Annotated in this window: 13 protein-coding genes and 2 pseudogenes; 5 read left to right on the forward strand and 10 right to left on the reverse strand. The window is 54.2% G+C overall.

The window, feature by feature from the left end; all coding sequences use genetic code 11:
- Positions 1 to 496: 496 nt before the first annotated feature.
- The 5 genes from JJQ51_RS20880 to JJQ51_RS20905 form a co-directional block, all read right to left on the reverse strand.
- Positions 497 to 865 (reverse strand): HVO_A0114 family putative DNA-binding protein, encoded by a 369-nt coding sequence (locus tag JJQ51_RS20880; protein WP_269245247.1) that lies wholly within the window; start codon positions 863 to 865, stop codon positions 497 to 499.
- A complete protein-coding gene (locus JJQ51_RS32980; protein ID WP_442967335.1) occupies positions 862 to 1,395 on the reverse strand; it encodes a toxin-antitoxin system TumE family protein in 534 nt (177 codons plus the stop codon). The genes JJQ51_RS20880 and JJQ51_RS32980 overlap by 4 nt, the downstream gene beginning before the upstream one ends.
- Positions 1,396 to 1,483: 88 nt before the next feature.
- On the reverse strand, positions 1,484 to 1,795 hold the full coding sequence (locus JJQ51_RS20890; protein WP_113354769.1) for an addiction module antidote protein: 312 nt from the start codon (positions 1,793 to 1,795) through the stop codon (positions 1,484 to 1,486).
- A 279-nt stretch (positions 1,796 to 2,074) separates the two neighbouring features.
- Complete coding sequence (locus tag JJQ51_RS20900) at positions 2,075 to 2,452, reverse strand: type II toxin-antitoxin system VapC family toxin (protein ID WP_069610762.1); 378 nt, start codon at positions 2,450 to 2,452, stop codon at positions 2,075 to 2,077.
- A complete protein-coding gene (locus JJQ51_RS20905) occupies positions 2,449 to 2,739 on the reverse strand; it encodes a type II toxin-antitoxin system Phd/YefM family antitoxin (RefSeq protein ID WP_113354770.1) in 291 nt (96 codons plus the stop codon). Before JJQ51_RS20905 ends, JJQ51_RS20900 begins: the two co-directional genes overlap by 4 nt.
- Before the next feature lie 475 nt (positions 2,740 to 3,214).
- On the opposite strand from JJQ51_RS20905, the gene JJQ51_RS20910 reads away from it, so the two are divergent.
- From JJQ51_RS20910 to JJQ51_RS20920, 3 genes are all read left to right on the forward strand, one after another.
- Complete coding sequence (locus JJQ51_RS20910) at positions 3,215 to 5,779, forward strand: hypothetical protein (protein ID WP_269245248.1); 2,565 nt, start codon at positions 3,215 to 3,217, stop codon at positions 5,777 to 5,779.
- Positions 5,724 to 7,187, forward strand: coding sequence for a hypothetical protein (locus tag JJQ51_RS20915; RefSeq protein ID WP_269245249.1), 1,464 nt, complete (start codon positions 5,724 to 5,726; stop codon positions 7,185 to 7,187). Before JJQ51_RS20910 ends, JJQ51_RS20915 begins: the two co-directional genes overlap by 56 nt.
- A gap of 262 nt (positions 7,188 to 7,449) precedes the next feature.
- Positions 7,450 to 9,408, forward strand: a complete 1,959-nt coding sequence (locus JJQ51_RS20920; protein ID WP_269245250.1) for a DUF4209 domain-containing protein — start codon at positions 7,450 to 7,452, stop codon at positions 9,406 to 9,408.
- Positions 9,409 to 9,785: 377 nt separating this feature from the next.
- On the opposite strand, the gene JJQ51_RS20925 is transcribed toward JJQ51_RS20920, so the two are convergent.
- The 5 genes from JJQ51_RS20925 to JJQ51_RS20945 form a co-directional block, all read right to left on the reverse strand.
- Positions 9,786 to 10,826 carry a hypothetical protein gene (locus JJQ51_RS20925; RefSeq protein ID WP_269245251.1) on the reverse strand — a complete coding sequence of 347 codons (1,041 nt, stop codon included), beginning with the start codon at positions 10,824 to 10,826 and terminating at the stop codon, positions 9,786 to 9,788.
- A 230-nt stretch (positions 10,827 to 11,056) separates the two neighbouring features.
- Positions 11,057 to 11,986 carry a hypothetical protein gene (locus tag JJQ51_RS20930; protein ID WP_269245252.1) on the reverse strand — a complete coding sequence of 310 codons (930 nt, stop codon included), beginning with the start codon at positions 11,984 to 11,986 and terminating at the stop codon, positions 11,057 to 11,059.
- 554 nt (positions 11,987 to 12,540) lie between these two features.
- Positions 12,541 to 13,215: a hypothetical protein gene (locus JJQ51_RS20935; protein ID WP_269245253.1), complete on the reverse strand. Its 675-nt coding sequence runs from the start codon at positions 13,213 to 13,215 to the stop codon at positions 12,541 to 12,543.
- 455 nt (positions 13,216 to 13,670) lie between these two features.
- A complete protein-coding gene (locus tag JJQ51_RS20940) occupies positions 13,671 to 14,486 on the reverse strand; it encodes a hypothetical protein (RefSeq protein WP_269245254.1) in 816 nt (271 codons plus the stop codon).
- A 1-nt stretch (position 14,487) separates the two neighbouring features.
- Complete coding sequence (locus JJQ51_RS20945; protein WP_269245255.1) at positions 14,488 to 15,171, reverse strand: helix-turn-helix transcriptional regulator; 684 nt, start codon at positions 15,169 to 15,171, stop codon at positions 14,488 to 14,490.
- Positions 15,172 to 15,572: 401 nt separating this feature from the next.
- Here JJQ51_RS20945 and JJQ51_RS20950 point away from each other — a divergent pair.
- Together JJQ51_RS20950 and JJQ51_RS20955 are read left to right on the forward strand one after the other, a co-directional pair.
- Positions 15,573 to 16,006, forward strand: a pseudogene (locus tag JJQ51_RS20950) (DNA polymerase Y family protein); the annotation flags it as partial.
- Positions 16,003 to 17,652, forward strand: a pseudogene (locus JJQ51_RS20955) (PHP domain-containing protein); the annotation flags it as partial. The pseudogenes JJQ51_RS20950 and JJQ51_RS20955, both read left to right, overlap by 4 nt.
- Positions 17,653 to 17,906: the final 254 nt, after the last annotated feature.

A 17,906-nucleotide genomic window follows, 5' to 3' on the forward strand; every position in this document is an offset into this window, starting at 1 on the left:
GGTTGCTGTCCGACTGGCCGGTCGCAATGAGCCATCAACTTGAGGCAACGCAATCCAGGAAGATACGTCCGCGCTCAGGTTTCGTCTCATCTGCCTTCCATGAAGACAACGCGCCGCCGGCGCGATCGAACAACAGCCATGCCACGGATGGGTAGGGAAATTACGAAACAGCAGCGCCAAGGTTTCGGTCCACAGCCCGAAGGTGATCACCTAGGCGTGCCTACATGCTGGTATCGGCGGCATATGGAGGAAGCAGAAGCGGCAACGGCGCTGTTTGAGAAGCCGTCACTTAATAACCAAGCCGCCCGGCATTGCACCGAACGGTATGCTTCCGACGGGGATGTCTTAGTCCTGTCTGTCGTGCTCCGGGTGCGATCGGACCGATCTGGCCGAAAAGCCGGGGGCATCGCCTGCCTTCGACCTTGCGTTTCATTGCGGGCGGGCAGGGGTGCACGAGGGGAAGGGCCGAAGGGGGTTCCCCTCGCCCCAATGATGATCAAGCAGCTGCTCGCAGATCGAAATTCGCGTGGATCACCTCGTAGGGAATATGAATTTTCCCATCGTCGGTCTGTTCGATTATACCCCAATCAGACAAGGCTGACACATCGTCATGCACCCGCTTGATGTCCCGTTCGAGAGAGCGGGCAAGGCCGCGAATGCTCGACGGGCCGATCTTTTGAAGATGTTCGATCAATTCCCATCGTTTGGGTGTGATGACCGAAAAGAGCTGGGCGGGTGAGGAAAAAGTGAAGACGGCGACGGGATCAGAGGGCTTTCCCGACCGCATCGCGCTAGCCGCCCGGTCAAAGGCTTCATCAAAAGCTGCTTCGCTATCAGCTCGGATTTGGATCAAGGCTTCTTTCATGGCTTCTGCCTCCTCTTGATGATCTCCTTCCGAAAATCGGACAGGAGGGCATCGGTCGTCGTGAAGTGGTAAGGCTGCTCGTCACCGTCCAGATGGCAATGATCACCCTTACCCCGCTCATTGTCGAAACCGACGATGCGGCGACCATCCTTGCCGTAGAACAGTCGATACTTGAACAGATGCATGCTTCCGGCAACAGGTTCAGGCACTTTCCAGATAACGATCTCGACAATCGCGCCGTCTGGCAAAACCGTTTTGGAACGTTCGATCAAGGTCGCTGCAATCATGTTGTCATTTATGCCATCAGTTAAAACCGTTGTCAAGAATGACAACGGGCAAGATATGGAGAAAGCAAGCCGGTCGCAGCGGAGAGACGCTGCGACCGGCGACGGCTGATTACTCAGCCGCCTCGGGACGTTGATCATGTCCGTTGCATGGTAGTCGCTGTACTCATCTGCCTCGGCAGCCAGCAAACCACCCTTGCCTTCGTCCGCCTTGGAAACGGCGGGGCGGATGAGGGAGGGGAGCAAAGCCGCGCCGATGGCCCGGGCCTCGGCATAGGCTGCGGCTTCAGCGTTATGAGACGGCGGCGAAGGAAACCTTCACGCCACCTCGTAATCAAGCCGCCTTCGATGGCTCGTCCGACGACGCGAGCGACACGGAGAGTTTCACGCCGAGCGCTCTGGCGGCACCGATCAGCGTCGAAAGCTTCGGATCGCCGTGCTCGCTCGGGGCTTTATAGAGCGCTTCCTGCGTTACACCTGCTTCCTTGGCAACAGCACTCATGCCGATAGAACGAGCAACATCGCCAAGCGCATGAGCGATCAGGGAGGGGTCGCCATCCTCAAAAGCCGCTTCGATAGAAGCGAAGCGCTCCTCCGGCGTTTTCAGGTAATCCAGAACATCAAAGCGGGTCGTTTCTAGCACCATGTCAGATCTCCTTCGCCATTTTCTTCGCTTGGGCGATATCGCGCGTCTGCGAGGACTTGTCGCCGCCACATAAACGAATGACCAAGGTGCGGCCCGTATAGGTCAAATACAAACGATATCACGGCTTAGATTGATCGAACTGCCTCCGAAGGACCTGCCATTCCTCCCAGACATGGGAAAAATCAACATCCTTGTAGCCACGCCTCTCTTCTACAGCTTCCGCGGCGCTCGTCGGCACAGCAATGGCGGCAGCGCATAAATCTTCATCGCTATTGCCCCTTACCAGACCCGTTCGTGCAGCACCGTGTCGAAAGCCACGTCTAGCGACAAGAAGGTGCAGTGTTCCAGCCGTGTCTGGGCGGCGAGAATGCGATCCCAGGGATCGCGGTGATCCCAGTCGAAGCTTGCCGCCAGCTCGGCATGCAGATCGCTGATGGCCAGCGTCTGCAAACCGCTGGCGATGACTGCGGCGCGCAATTCCTGCGGCTTCAGGTCGAGTTTCCTCAGGCGCATCTTGTTGTCGAGCTCGTAGAAGGAGACGGCGCTGACGAGGATGGTGTTGGCCTTGTCCTCGATTAGTGCCCGGGCGGTGCCGGACAGCCGGTCGCTGCCGATCGTCCACCAGTAGACGGCGTGGCTGTCGAGCAGCACCTTCACGGCTTGGGCTCGCGCTCGGCCGCTCCGCCCTGCCAGACGCCGACATCGTCGTTGAAGTCGCCGGCATCGATCACCGCCTGCTCAGTGTCGACATCGTCGAACAGGTTGTCCGGCAGGCCACGCTGGCGCAACAGGCCGAACGGGCGTTTGCCACCGTCGGCCGGGCCGATACGCGCGTAGACTTCGTTGCCGCGCATGATAACAATTTCCTCACCCTGGTTGGCTCGTTCGAGCACCTCGGCGAAATTCTTGCGTGCATCGCTGATCTTGTAGCTGGTCTGGGGCATTGTGCGCTCCGATAGTGGCTTTTGGCGCTACTGTAGCAGCGTGAATGCTCGCGTACAAGGCATTTGTACTTATCACTATCGATACCTGAACCCTATCGATGGTAAGAGCCACAGAAAAACGCCGTCTGTGCAACGGAAGTTAACGCCTTATTCGATTCACTATGAGAGAAGAACAGCGTTAATTCATATAGTTAATATGATGGAACTAGGTACGCGCTCTCGATCACTGGGAGGAAGAGAGCCGTAGTCTCGCGTCGCGTCGATGATTTCGGACATATGTAAATATCCGTGATTGACCCCCCTCTGATGTGCGCACGGGCGAGCGAAAAGGTGATCGCAATCCACAATTTTGAGGTGTTTCTCGGGCTTGCCTCAGATGAATGCGGTGACAAGTTTGATATAATCTTTTCGAAAATCGTCGCGTATCGGCTAGTCGATCTTGGCGATACATCTCCCGATGCAGGAGCGTTCTCGCATGGAGGATTTTGAAATCGACTATAATAAAGCAGTCGATGCAGGCAGGCGAAATCTGAAAGCTACCAAGCTTCTAAGCAATTGGTGTCTTCATGCGGAGTTTGCCCGCATGGGTGGCAGGGGAATGATCGAGGCAACGACCGGCCTTCCGATCGGGCACATGGGTGTTCGTTGCAAATTTTCGAAAGCAAACTCCATGTTCACGTGGCTGCTCGAAGACGCGGCTTATGGATTTTACTTAGCCAACTGTAAGGGATGCGACAAGCGAGTGGCGGTTGGACTCCCGAATATTATGGAGTTCATCGGCCCTAGGGAACAAGAAGCAGAGCGACGCGCGATTCAAAGTCAAGAGGAACTTGAGCGGCGAAAACAGGAGCAGTCGGAACGAAAGAAAGTCCGCGCAGAATTACGAAACGACTTGTCTTTGGAAGAGGGTTTTGTGCTCGATCTCATTGACGAGCTCGACAGCGACGAAATTTCTCACACCGACCCAAGGCTCGAGCAGCTCGCAAACCTCGCACCTGAAAGTTTCGGCCGCAAGGTCATCGATTATCTGCTCCCGGCGGCGACATGCGAAAATCGCCCGTATTCGGTCCACGCCGCAAAGGCGCTTTTCAGGGCAAAGGTGGAGTTAAATGAGAAGCTCGCAATCGCGGTACGGTTGATCCAAAACTATGCGGAGTCGAAAGACGTCGTAGACTTCGTGATTCTGGAATCTGCTAATCTGGACTGTGATAGCCTTGCAACGGTTCTGCGTCGCTTTGTTTCACTTGCAAATCCTCTGCCGCCGGGCATGCGAATCGGTGCGGAGGAGCGAGAATATGATCGCGGTCCAATACAAGCTTTATTTGAGGCCCGGCCAGCCGACGTTTGCAATTACATTGCAACGTTTATCACTAGCGGGAATCTTGCGGAATTCGAAGCTGCCACAGAGATGATTATCGGTATAGGCAGCGATGAGCTTTTTCAGAAACATGCCCGCAGCCTAATTGGAAAACTGATGCGTCGAAAGCGTTTGCTACCGCAGGAACGTCGTGACAGCAGCGTACTCTATTATCTTAGAATGGCGGCTTCTGAAGCCCTCGAGCGGCTTCCGGAACAAACCGACGCAATTATTCAATCCTTTCTTCGGGACAATGAGGATATCGGTAAGAGGGAAGCATACAGGACCTATCGTTCTGTACTTCAACACAAATACGGTGAAACGGCCAAGATCGGAAATCCTCAGAAGATCGCGTTCCGAAGATTGCTTTGGGCCGCCGTTGATGCGCCTGAGTCCCCGACAAATGAGGCGGCACAGTTCTTTAGACATACATGGGACGAATTCGAGCAATTAGCGGCGGAAAATCTCGATGAACTTATCGGCGCCGCCGCAACTCTAAGCGCGAAGTACGAGCGGCTCGAAGAACAAAGCACGCTGGAAATCCCCGACACAGTTCTTGCGATGATGGAGCGGAGGAACCAGCGCAGTTCGATCGACACATTGCAGGGCGCGTTGATCAGTTGGGCCGCCCTAGGCGCAAAAGCTAAGGGCAAGCAGGGAGTGGGTGACTTTCTCGATCTTTACCGTCGGATGCCGGAAGGGCAGACACAGATGCGTGGGAATATGATCGCCCATGTCTCAAAACTGCTGTCAGGCATTGAAAGCCTCAGTCCGGTCTTGTCTGATTGGTATCGGGCATTGATGGACGAAAGTGCGCTTGTGCGTGCAAGTGCGGCTAAGGCGTGGGAAGATGTGCCCTCCGCCTTGGAAATCAATTTTCCCGACCTTTTTTTCGAAGCATTTGCTGTCCTTCTTACCGACCGTTACGTCATCGTTCATCAATGGGCTGTTCGCGCCCTGCGGAGGAACTTCTTTCCAAACGATAAACGCTCAATGCTCGCTATTCCATTACGGAATCTGATCCACCACTATTCCAAAGATGGTGAACGAGAGCAGTTTCTGGTGGATTGTATTGATGTTTTCGCACTTCTCTGTCTGACCAAGGAACAGGTAAAGGGAAATTATGGAGCATATTTTTCAAACCTGCTTGTGAGGCTCGAGGGCGATGCGCTGTATTCTGCAGTTAGCGACTTGAACTATCGCCTTGGTGAGGCGCCGGGATTCCTCAAGGTCATATTGAAGGCGTGGCGCGACGATTACGTTCGCTCGATAAGTATCGATGATTGCATCAGCGCAATTTTGAGAGCGCCATTGGAGCAATTACGAGAATGTACGGAGGAGATCATAGCTGCATTTCGGGCGATTACGCCAATTGAGCCCGAAGATATCGTGGAAGCCCTTGTCCTGATTTTTTCTTTGAGCAGGGCCACACGATTTGCGACCGCTCGTGATTGCGCCCAAGCGTTGTTGGCGGGGATTCCCACCGAAGATCGAACCCAAATGTGGCGGCTTCAATTGACACTCGTTGATGTTGCCGTCGCGATCGAAAACGCGGTCGCCAACCGCGAAGATTCCGCCGAATTGATCGCGTTATGGAGCAGAACTGAAGCAGAGCTGGAGACCGAGATTGAAGAACGAGCCCGAATTCGAAACTTTCCGCCGCACGTTCTCATCTCGGATTAACGTGGCTTCTGCCATCTCCGAGGCACTGAATGCTTCTCAAGGAGCATCAGATCGATTAACTGAGGCTTGCCTACAATTCGACACTACAATTTCTGCGATCGGGAACGGAGACGTGGAGGATCAGTATCGCGCATATGGAATGGCGTCTGGTCTTTTTGCTCTTCTGGCTGAATGGAAGCAAGCCATCCGCCGAGCCGAGCCAGAATCGTATCGTTTTTTAGCCGCGGCGAAAATGAAGGCCTCGGAAATCGATCGGGATGCAGGTTTTGCTCAAGTCGATAAATTGCTCGATTTCCTCGCAAAGGTGGATAATGTCCAGACGCCAGCCGACCTCGATGACCTGCAAGCGCGTCTTTGCGGTTGGAGTCTTCCGCCTCTACTCTTTGCTAAGATTCCGAAGCCGCTTCCCGATTATGTTCGGGCGCCTGGCGGTGTATCCACATCAAATGAGCTCGACACTACAGTAGCTTTCCTTAGGTTTGATATCGACGGTCAGCCGGCAAAACACTGGAACCATCTCAAACCCCGGACCGCCTACGATTTATCCATAGAGGTCCGGGTGTCGAACTGGCCACAGGGCGCAACCACATTGTCGCTGGTTCCAGTGACATTGGATAGCCGGGAGCGCGACTGGTTGCCAAAGTTTCTCTTCGCGAAGCCCGACGGTGGTGGGCCGTTTACGCTGACTGGAATTGGGAGAGCGGTGCTGGAGACCGCCAACTCATTCGGGTCGAGGCCTTATGAGTTTCTTTACGCTGCTGAGTTCAACGATCTGGAGGGTCACCGCAAGGTGGAGATCGTCGGTCACCGGCGCTTGCTGCTGGAGGGAACCGATGTTGATGCAAATCCGCTGACCGGTTTTCCCAACGTAGACCGACACCTTCGGAAAGTTCGCGATCGTCTCCGGTCATTTGCCGGATTGAACGTGGATGACCTGGCGAACGCGATGGTCATTCTCGGCGGTTTTGGAAGCATTGCTGCGTCAGCACTTCAAGACGCCATCTTTGAGGCGGACACCACTGAGCGCGAGTTTCAAAAGGAGGTGACCGCGCGGCTACGGATGCGTCCGGATATTGGTTCCGAGCTCAACGGCCATCCGGCTGCTGCAGGTGGAATCACCGATTTAACATTCCGGCATGTCCCTATCGAGTTGAAGGTCGAAAACAGCAAGGTCCTTTCTCCTAAAGACTTCGCGAATTATTTTGATCAGACGGCAGCCTATGCGTTGGGGCTCGGCAAGAAGATTGCGATCCTTTCGGTACTAGACTCCTGCGCTAAAAATTCGCCTATCGGAGATGTTGAAAAGGATATCGATATCTTTTCACATCAAGTCGGCAATTCTGCCGTTGTCATCGCGGTGGTCGTCATTCGTGGTGGACTTCCTAGGCCCAGCTCCTATTCAAGGTAGGTCGTACACAATGCAATCTCGCATTCCCAAACGCCTCGGGGATATCCATGCAACCGCCGCGAAGTAAAATGAAACGCACTCGCTCGCCCTTATCTTACTCGAGGATCCCAAACCAGTTCTCGATCATTGATCGATACCGAACGATCATTTGGTCACAACTCCGTTCCTTATCCAGCCGATCGAAGCTAGTTCCGCTGTGGATGCGTTTGGATTGACAACCACCGCTCGTCATTTGAAGGTGACTTCTAAAGGGAGGTTTGGGATGCAAATACCGGAGGCGATAGAAGCGGTCATCCATGAGTTCGACAAAAAGAAGGAGCCGCTAAGCACGTATTCCATTCAGGCCGCTCTTTCAGGTGCGCGAACAAAACTCGAGGACAAAACAGCGATCAGCGACGCTTGGGCCGATTTAGCCGCGTTCGCCTTAGCGGCCGAGCAAAAGGACCGGCCCCCATGGAACACATACTTCGGCCCAATGGGGTCTGGGACCGATCGCGACGGCAATGAGGTATACTTTCCTGACATCCAGCAAGTGACGCCCGAAATCGTGAGCCATTGGGAGCAACGCGCCGATGCTCTGACGCATCCCGTCATGAAAGCCAGATATGCTGATCTTGTATGGGACTTGAGCAAAAGGGCCGCGAACCGCCGTCCTGATGTCCGGTTTGCCCGCATAGCGATAGACAGTTACATTGCAAGCGTCGCAGACGGTTGTTACGCGGAGATCTTTGAAGACGTCGTGGTGCTCAAACGTGCGCTTCAACTTGCTACCTCTCTCCAAGATGATGAGAGGACCGGAATCGTTAAAGACATGATGATGGCCAAGTTTCATGTCGAAGCTGAAACGAACGGCAGGTGGGAGGACCTCTACGACACCCTCACAACAAACCGAAAGTGCAGACTGAGCGCGGATGAGAAAGGCGGCATGGTCGCTCGTCTGGAGACGTTGCTGGCAACATTCATTGAGCAAAATACTCTTAATCCGCATGGTGCGCAGAGCGTGGCATCCCGTCTTTCCCAAGCCTATTCCACAGCTGGAGATTCCGACAGCGTGAAGAGGGTCGCGCTGGCAGTAAGCGAGGTATTCGAGAAGATCGCAGCTGGCGCCACGCGGATGCAGGCCATGGCTTGGCTTCAAACCGCGTTAGAATTCGCGCGACGGGCTGGTGACGAAGAGCGGTACAATAGGCTGCGGGTGGAGAGAGAGGCGGCGATCCGCGACTCCGGATCAGAGATGGCCACTTTTAGTCACACGCAGAAAATCAAAAAATCCGATGTGGAGGACTTCGTCAACATTCTGATTGACGACAAAAGCTGGCAGCAGTCGCTCTTTAACATTGCTGTTGAGTTCATCATTCCCAAACAGGAACTGCGGCATCGCGCGACCGAAGGTGCGGAGAAGTACCCCCTGCTGTCTATGATTCCGATGTCATTGATCGCCGATGATCATGTTGCGGCACAGGTCGGCGGTGATGATGATGGACCCCTTTTTAGGTATGCGGATTACTCACGCCAGTCGAGCCGCATCTTTCTAAGCAAGGCGCTCGACACTGCGGTCGAAAGGCATAAGCTTTCGCCAGAGGAGGTGGCCGCGTTCGTTCAAAGGACGGAACTTTTCTCCAATTTTCCACTGATCATTGCTGGGATCAAAGCCTGGATCGAGGGTGACTACGTCAAGTGCCTATTTGTCCTGGTCCCGCAAATTGAAGACGCTTTCCGGAACTTGGCTCGCGCTCTCGGCGAGCCCGTGACAAAAGACAAACGAGGTCAGAAAGGCTGGGAGGTTTCTGCAAATCTTGGCGATCTGCTCAGTATGGAAAAGGTCAAAGCCGACGTCGGTGAAGATATCCATTTCTGGATACGCGCAATATTTGCCGATGCCCGGGGAATGAACCTTCGCAACCTCGTTGCACACGGGTTGGCAAGTCGTGAAGCCGCGACCTACTATAACTGCGATTTGATCATCCACTCGATGCTCATTCTCGGGGCATACAAGGAGGTCGCGACTGCGTGCATTCGGAAGGCCGAAGCGCAAAAGAAACGGCGCGACAAGACTAAGGCATCGAGCCAGTCCGACCAAGACGACTTTGACGCAGAGGAATCAGTGATTGGCGTTACGGAGATACCTAGAGGCGAGCGGAAGCCTAGAGAGAGCGCCGAATTGCGTAGACGTGAGCCTCGGCGTCGACCGCAGCCGTCCGAGCCTGACGAATGCGCGTAGCGGCCTACATCTAGAGTTCTCATTGATCGCAGATTCGGTGGCTAGAAATTGGGGGAGAGAATGGGCGCGCTGACAAAAGCTGACGTAATCGATTGTTTCGATAGCCGCGATAGGTCCTACCGTCTCGCACTCCTGTGCACTCACGGGCTGCAGCGTGTTGAGTTTCACGACATTCCGACCCGTATTTTCATTTGACGTTGATCCTGTCAGTCGCGGTCAAACCGTTGAAGGATCGAATGTATCAATGTCGAAGTGGGGTGATGGCGGAATGCAAATCTGGGTGAAATTGCGATGAAAATAAGCAGCGAAGGGCTATGAACATCGCGGCGACCGTGAAATTTACACGCAACGGAGAGTGACCAGGTGCTGTGCGATTATCACGAGCACGGTTGCTGCCCATCTGCTTGGATTTGCTTGATAGTATTTTCGGGGACGTTTACACTGGGCATGAGGCGGGCAACGGATGGATCAAGCCGATATATCCGGCATCCTGTGCTGTCATACTCGTCGGTTGGATTCACCCCATAGTACATCGCGGGGGAGGCACCATGAGCTAACCCGTTCCAAGCATGGCGAATGTATGCCTCTATGCCGGCAGACTCACCCAATCTCGATTTTGAATTCACATAAAGCGCAATGCTCTTTTGTGGACGCCATTCATCGGCGATCGAGCGAAACTCTATCCTCAAATTCTTTGCCGCTCGAATGGCTTGAGTGAAGGTGAACGTAAAAGGCGATTGGAGGCCTAAAAGATCGGCTCCGCTGCAACAAGACGAGCCATCGCTGAAATGAAGGAGATCGCTATCAGCGGCTCCATACAACATCTTGTTATCGTGGGCTCGGTTCCGGAATTCAACTTGGCGACTTACTCTGGTCTCGATCGGCAAAACCCATTCGCGGCCAATTCGGGTCGACCCCATCCCTTCGAAGTAGTGCTTAATGTCGAAACCAAGCGCTGATGACAGGCGGCCGTGGTTGCTGGGCTCTACCGCGAGCTTCAGGTGTTCGACCGAGACGTGCTTCGCGCCGGCCTGAGCTAAGCGATCGATGAGTTCAGTCACATCCTCCTCTCTCTTTGGGAGGACTGGCTGAATCCGACAAGCAGCACTTGCACCAGCCTCAGCGAGCGCACGAACAGCTAAGAGGCGGCGAGTGGCGTTCGGCGCACCTACGTCAATACGTTCGACAATCTCGTCGCTGTGGCTGGAAAGAGAAATCTGAGTAACGAAATTCGGCTGCTTTAGAAGATTGACATATTCCTTCCGCGCACAAGTGTCTGATTTCGTGCTAATGACAGTTGGATATTCAAAGTTCGCCAGTACTTCCAGCATCTGAAATGTTGTTCGCATTTCACGCTCGAGCGGATTGAATGGATCGCTCATTCCACCAAAATGAATAGGGATTCTGGCGGAAAGCATCTCATCGACTATGGATGCAGGCTCGAGCCCGCCCTCGAGCCGCTCCAATCTACGCCTAAGTGCTTGTGGATCGGCTGCCTGCAGCCTTCGCTTTGTTGCCGCACCTCCACGCGCTGCGGCGAAGCAGTAATGGCATGCGAACTGACAAGCGGAGTAGCTATCAAGTCGCAGCGGCATGCTGCAAAAAGGAAACTGGCTCGTCAAGGACAACGCGTACCTATAAGTGGGCCTCATTTGCTATTCACATGCAGGGAGGTTGCATCGACTTTGAACTGTCCAACCGTTCTCAATACGATGTAGTAGTGTTGGGTAGTGCATCCGGATATCACCCCGGAGATTTCGTTTTGCTTTACCATTTCGAGCGGCACTTTCAGGCCTTCACTTGTACTAAGAACCCATTGTGGGAGTTCTGAAAGTGCCTTCCCCGTGTTCGTAATATCTACGTTGAGAAGGATCTCTTCAGCTCCGTTTTCGACCGTATGGCTGAGCCACTCCCCTCGTATAAGAAGCTTATCGGTACGCCATTCCGCAGCGTGAGGAAGCTGAGCTCTATGGTCTTGGATGGCCCCCGCGATGATCGAAAATATAGATACAGTTATCCAAATTATAAACCCATTATTAAGTATCGATCTAAGTCCAGATAGGTATAAATTTTTGTATTTTTCATTTAGATGCAGAGAATATAGTTGCTGTTGATCCTGTTCGTAATCTTCGTTTTTATTGACAAGGGTCGAAAGTTTTTTCTGAAACAACGGCAGTTGTCGATTATATTCTAATTGGACGCGCGCTCGTTCGCGTTTAGTGACATATATATTCGAAATAAATTTGGAGCTAAAGGCATTCTGGTCTGGCAAGGCATCACGATAGAACCACTTCCAAGTGGTGGTCGCTGACGTCCAAGGGTAGAAGTTAGTCTGGCGAGCATAAACAACAAAAAGGACTATTCCCAGTAACGTGAATGAAATGGCGCTGGTCCAAAGCGGGTAAGCCAGCACTGCGTCCATTTGCTTTCCAGCAATCAAACCTAAAAGAGCAACACCACCGGCAAGCAGAACCCCAGCGATCACAGTGAAATTTGAGCGCCGACTTTCAGCGTAGTGAATTCGTTCCGCGACTGCCTGTAGCACGGGCGTTAAGTCAGGCTTCTGATCGGGTGACATAGCTACGCTCATCTCCAGGCTAAATGCTGGCGTTACATACCAGACATCCGCTCATGATACATGCTTTGAAAACGAGTCAACCCAGATAGTCTGATGTAACCCAGCAAATATTTCTACCTCTAAACGATTCAGAGAAAGGTCATCTTTTGGTGACCGAAGTATTATGCTGCGCGACCGCGAAGGTGCGGGGAGTTGTAGTATCGGTCGTCTCCATCTTGCTAGCCGCAGACGGTTCCCTTTTCGTTCGATGGGTCATCGGTTCGACTCCTTTCAAGAGCTTCACATTGCATTTATAGTCACGCGGGCATGGTGTGGATAGAGTCAAGGCCTCGGATGCAAGGGGCGGAGGATGTCGTCGATTTGTGCTGGCTGGAGCCTCTCCTCACATGGACGTCGAACGACAAAGGTGGAGGCAAAGATGATCGTGCTGCCATTTAGGGGGAAGCGTGCGAAAACCCATCGGGGCTCGCAGCGACGGTATTCGCACTGCATCAAGAAGCCGAATATACGTCAGCAGTTGTGACCTGACATCATCCCTCGATCGAATGCTTACGCTAAGATGGCAGGCTGCCGACTACGAACATATTGTTCTGATCATCGAAGTGTACGGTTTGCGCGGCGTTGCTCGTGTTGAAATCGAGGATGAGCGGCGGTTGCGCGGTGATTTGGGATGCGTTGCGCTCGTGCTGACTTTGTGACTGGGAATCGGGGATGATTTGGCTTGGAATTGCCATGCCGAGCTCGACACCACCTAGTAAGGTCAACATGATTTCATTGTTGATTTGGAAGCTGCCTTGACCATTATTCAACACCGAGGAAGCGGTTGTGATTGCAGGAGATTGCGATTGTCCATCGATATAGAACGTCCTGGCTAATCCTGAGGTCACGGTGCTGCCGGCGTTGTTGGTAAGCTGGACGGTATTAGGCAGGTTAGTTGTACCGGTTTGATTGATAATAGTGCCATCAAAGGTAAATGTCTGTCCGGATAATGCTGGCGCCTGAGAGTTGATCTGCAAAACTTCATAGGCTTGCAAGCTATATGACGATGTATAGACTAATATGGAATCGGTCCAGCATATGTGGATAGTGTTTGCTGCTGAGGTTAACAGCGCCACAATTTGATAATCAGCCGTATCTTGAGGCTGCAAGAGCGCCACGGACATTCCAGTATCCGATATGGTTTGAGATCCTGCCTGGTCAATTTGGATTTCGAGGGAAAAGTCGGTCATAATCGCTATCCGGGCCGAAGCGTTGGAAGTCGAGGTTTCGGGGGGCATTTTTCGAGCGGTGAATGCGTTTGCCCGAAATGCCAAACAAGTCATTCCGGACAAACGATTTTTCTATGCAAGCGTGGGCCGCTACCAGCTTATCGTCAGATTGTCCGGGCCGGGCGCGGCCGTAGTGTTTGTTACTGACACACTCTGGCCATTGATGGCATAGACGTCAGCAACTCCTACTGCCGCCACATGCGCAGCGGCTGCTCCGCCATTGATCGAAATGGTGTAGGGCGTAGCCACGCCAATTACATTAAGGTTGTTTGTAACGGTGTTTGCACCAAGATTAGCGGTATGCCCGCGTGGGATTACTTGACTTGGCATTGTATGTCCTTTCTCGATGAAGTTTTGCGACTGCAACATCTGCGTCGTGCAATAAGTATACTTTACTGAACAACGCAGATTCGTTGCTAGCTCATGATGAATTGGTTCTGCTGATCGTTATACGTGATGCTGGCAGTCGTATTCGTCGTATACTGCACCGTCAAAGCGTTGCCGGAAACCTGCGAAATGACGATGCCGTTGTTAGAGTAGCTTGACGTAAAGACCTGAATAGTTTCGATCGGAGTGAATAATGCTGTCTGATTATACAACACGCCGGCGGCGCATATGGGAGCGGAAACGGTTGTGCCGTTAACACTGGCCCCTTGAACCAAGCCGGCTGTGACCATCGCCGTCCCACTAATAACAAGACTCGGATCGTTGTTGACGATCTGATACTGGGTTGGGCCTACGACACCAGAAGCACCCGGGTTGAAATAACCAGAAGTGTTGAGAGTGTAGCTGCTGCCGGCAATTGCAGTGGCTTCGGAACTGGTAACAATCACCGCTCCTGACTGAGCGTTGGTTGTGGAGGAATAAACAGAATATTGTTCCGTCCATGAGATGCTGTTGGCCATTTGTGGTGTAAAGGTGATCCATGCGGTGGGCTTGCCACCTGCGGACTGCTTGACAATGGTAACGCTTTGGCCTGAGGCACTAAGTGCACTTAGTCCGGCTGCGTCAAACGTAATGTTTAGTTCGTAGCTTGGCATTTTGCGTTCCTCACGGGCACCCAAAAACGGCACCCTTCTGTGTTGATCGGGTTTGGTTCGATGAGGTTCTTCGTCAAGATTCCGGCCAATTACATTCGTGATCTCATGCAATGTATGGCTTTTCACTTTCAGAAGGACAACCTCGAGTACACGGTACTCGGGTGAGAATTTGTGTTCTTCTGCGCCGTTCACATTAACTTTTGCGCGGTTCAGTCTTTCTGTAATGATGGGGTGTCATGCCAAAATGTCGCCGGAAAGCCGTCGCGAAGTTGCTAGGCAAATCATACCCGAAATCTGCTGCGATCACGTTGACGGGTGTATTTGTTAGTCTCAATTGATGCGCAGCGCCCTCCAGGCGCACCTTGCGTTGCCACGCCGAGGGCGGCAGGCCCATTTCCCGTTTGAACATCGCGTTCAGTGTGTTGTGATTGGTGTTAAACATCTGCGCCAGCGCCCGTACTGAAATATCTTCAGTAATATTGCTGACCATGTAGGCACAGCATTTCTCCACCAAGGCGACGCGCGAGTACCGATATTGTGGGTCTCTAATCGACTGGGCCCGACATTGCGCCAAAATGCGCGCATACAGTTCCGATGCTAAAACGGGCCAGCTTAAGTAGTCCGCAAATCCAATCATGAATGCGTCGTGCCGATTGCTGGGCTCAGGCTCAATGAGCGCGATGTTGGAATAGGCAGCGCTGAGGTGCGGAAGGTAAGCGCTGTTGAGATCGGGAAAGCGACTTCGGCAGTCAAAAATGACGATCTGCTTGTTCGCTACCTCGCTGTCAGGCTTGGCCTCAACAATATCGAGCTTTGTCATGCTGCGGATATTGTGACGTAGCAGCCCGTCGAGACCCATATCCTCTGACTGGACCATGAGTTGAAAGGTTTCTAGCCCGCGATGGGTCGCCGTGCGAAAGAAAGCGATATGACGAACAACGCCCCCCAATATCCACAGGATTTCCTAAGCCGAGTGCAGAGTTTCTATCAGGCAACTTAGGGTTAAGGTAGTTGCATGGGAGCTTATATTCTTTTGCACTTATCATCTTAATTTTTGCGGGATTCATCTTCTCGGCAATCATAGGATCGGTCTCGTCAAGCCGTTTACCACAACGCATCCCACGATGGGCTCTGTCTCGTTCATGAGGATCAAGTTGGAGCCGTTCTTGCGGCGCCAAGACGAGCGCGACATTCGAAAATGTTTCGTAATTAAACGATATGCTGGAGGCCTTCGGAAGGCCGCCGGTTCGATTCCGCTCAAGACCGGGGCATCATCACCCCTTGATTGACACCTTTGGCAATCGCGGACAGCGCGTTTATCGCATAGCACCCGTTGCGTCCGATGTGCCCGAACGTAGCATCCGGCGGATCTCGGCGGCAGCCGAGGACCTCGCTGAGACTTGGGTGCATCATTGGCCTCGCCCTGTGCGGCTACTGGCGTGGCCGGAATTGATCGACGTCATCGCGCTTCTGCCGGACCATCCACCGGTCTCCGTCACCTGGCGCGGCAAGCGCCGGCGGGTCAGGCGCGCGATGGGCCGGAGCGGATCTTCGGGGAGTGGTGGACCAGGAGTTCCGAATTCGATGCGGTCCGGGATTATTTCGTGATCGAGGACGAGAGTGGTGAGCGCCTGTGGATCTTTCGTTCCGGCGATGGTGTCGATGCGGCCACCGGCTCACATCGCTGGTTTTGCCACGGGATCTTCGCATGAGCTACGCCGAGCTGCAGGTCACCACCCATTTTTCCTTCCTGCGCGGGGCGTCGTCGGCCGACGAACTGTTCCGGACGGCGAAGGAGCTCGGCATCAGCGCGCTCGGGATCGTTGACCGCAATTCGCTGGCCGGGATCGTCCGGGCGCTCGAGGCCTCGCGGGCCACCGGCCTGCGCCTCGTCGTCGGCTGCCGCCTCGATCTGGCCGATGGCATGTCGATCCTTGTCTATCCCATGGATCGCGCCGCTTATTCCCGGCTGACGCGGCTTCTGACGCTTGGCAAGGGCAGGGGCGGCAAGGCCAACTGCATCCTGCATCTCGACGACGTCGCGCTCTATGCCGAGGGTCTGATCGGCATCCTTGTCCCCGATCTTGCCGACGAGACCTGTGCCCTTCAGCTCCGGAAGCTTGCCGAGATCTTCGGCGATCGCGCCTATCTGTCGCTCTGCCTGCGCCGGCGGCCCAACGATCAGTTGCGGCTGCATGAGCTGTCCCATCTCGCGGCGCGCTTCAAGGTGAAGACGGTCGTCACCAATGACGTCCTCTTCCATGAGCCGTCGCGCTGGCAGCTGCAGGATATCGTCACCTGCATTCGCAACGTCTCCACGATCGACGATATCGGCTTTGAGAGGGAGAGGCACGCAGACCGTTTTCTCAAGCCGCCGGAGGAGATGGAACGGCTGTTTCCGCGCTATCCCGAAGCGCTCGCCCGCACGCTGGAGATCGTCGAGCGCTGCACGTTCTCGCTGGAGGAGCTCACCTATCAATATCCGGAGGAGGCGATCGTTCCCGGCAAAAATGCCCAGGAATCCCTGGAGCATTATGTCTGGGAGTGCATTCCCAACCGCTATCCGGAAGGGTTGCCGCCGTCGGTGCTGAAGGTGGTGAGGCATGAGCTCGATCTCATCCGCACCATGAGCTACGCCCCCTATTTCCTGACGGTGTTTTCGATCGTCCGCTATGCCCGTAGCCAGGGCATCCTCTGTCAGGGCGGGGGATCGGCCGCCAACTCCGCCGTCTGCTACATCCTCGGCATTACCTCCATCGATCCCGAGACCAACAATCTGCTCTTCGAGCGCTTCGTCTCCCAGGAGCGCGACGAGCCGCCTGACATCGACGTCGACTTCGAGCACGAGCGGCGCGAGGAGGTGATCCAGTGGATCTACAGGACCTATGGTCATGACAAGGCGGCGCTGTGCGCGACGGTGACGCGCTACCGCGCTAAGGGGGCGATCCGCGATGTCGGCAAGGCGCTCGGCTTGCCGGAGGATGTCATCAAGTCCCTGTCGTCGGGCATGTGGTCGTGGTCGGAAGAGCTGGTGACCGAACGTGGCCTGCGTGAGCTCAACCTCAATCCAGACGATCGCAGGCTTGCCCTGACCCTAAAACTGGCGCAGCAGCTGATGGGCGCGCCGCGTCATCTCGGCCAGCATCCCGGCGGCTTCGTGCTCACCCACGACCGGCTTGACGATCTCGTGCCGATCGAGCCCGCGACGATGGCCGATCGGCAGGTGATCGAATGGGACAAGGACGACGTCGAAGCGCTAAAATTCATGAAGGTCGATGTGCTGGCCCTCGGCATGGTGACCTGCATGTCCAAGGCCTTTGCCTTGATCCGGGACCACAAGTATCTGGATCTCGATCTGATCGGCCATTTCGGTGAAATCCTCCCGGCTAAACACGGCACGACCGTAGTCGTCTTCGTTCCCCCAATAGGGCGGGTCAAGGTAGAAGAGCGTTCCCGGCCGATCGTCGCGCTCGATGAAGGTGCGCCACGAGAGGCCCGTCGTTCCGTTTGGAACGTTCGATGGACCTGGGTTCGCTCGTATGATGTGAGGTATGCGGCCTCAGAAACTTGGCGGTTGCGGGCCGAGGTGAGAATCATGTGTACGGCAATTGA

It is taken from the genome of Rhizobium sp. AG207R, from assembly GCF_027109195.1.
Taxonomy (GTDB): Bacteria; Pseudomonadota; Alphaproteobacteria; order Rhizobiales; family Rhizobiaceae; genus Rhizobium; species Rhizobium dioscoreae.

Excerpts from the sequence above, each read along its gene's own strand:
- JJQ51_RS20905 (WP_113354770.1), bottom strand. The coding sequence starts at position 2,739 with ATGCCCCAGACCAGCTACAAGATCAGCGATGCACGCAAGAATTTCGCC.
- JJQ51_RS20920 (WP_269245250.1), top strand. The coding sequence starts at position 7,450 with ATGCAAATACCGGAGGCGATAGAAGCGGTCATCCATGAGTTCGACAAA.
- JJQ51_RS20935 (WP_269245253.1), bottom strand. The coding sequence starts at position 13,215 with ATGACCGACTTTTCCCTCGAAATCCAAATTGACCAGGCAGGATCTCAA.
- JJQ51_RS20930 (WP_269245252.1), bottom strand. The coding sequence starts at position 11,986 with ATGTCACCCGATCAGAAGCCTGACTTAACGCCCGTGCTACAGGCAGTC.
- JJQ51_RS20880 (WP_269245247.1), bottom strand. The coding sequence starts at position 865 with ATGAAAGAAGCCTTGATCCAAATCCGAGCTGATAGCGAAGCAGCTTTT.
- JJQ51_RS20890 (WP_113354769.1), bottom strand. The coding sequence starts at position 1,795 with ATGGTGCTAGAAACGACCCGCTTTGATGTTCTGGATTACCTGAAAACG.
- JJQ51_RS20945 (WP_269245255.1), bottom strand. The coding sequence starts at position 15,171 with ATGGTCCAGTCAGAGGATATGGGTCTCGACGGGCTGCTACGTCACAAT.
- JJQ51_RS20925 (WP_269245251.1), bottom strand. The coding sequence starts at position 10,826 with ATGCTTTCCGCCAGAATCCCTATTCATTTTGGTGGAATGAGCGATCCA.
- JJQ51_RS20910 (WP_269245248.1), top strand. The coding sequence starts at position 3,215 with ATGGAGGATTTTGAAATCGACTATAATAAAGCAGTCGATGCAGGCAGG.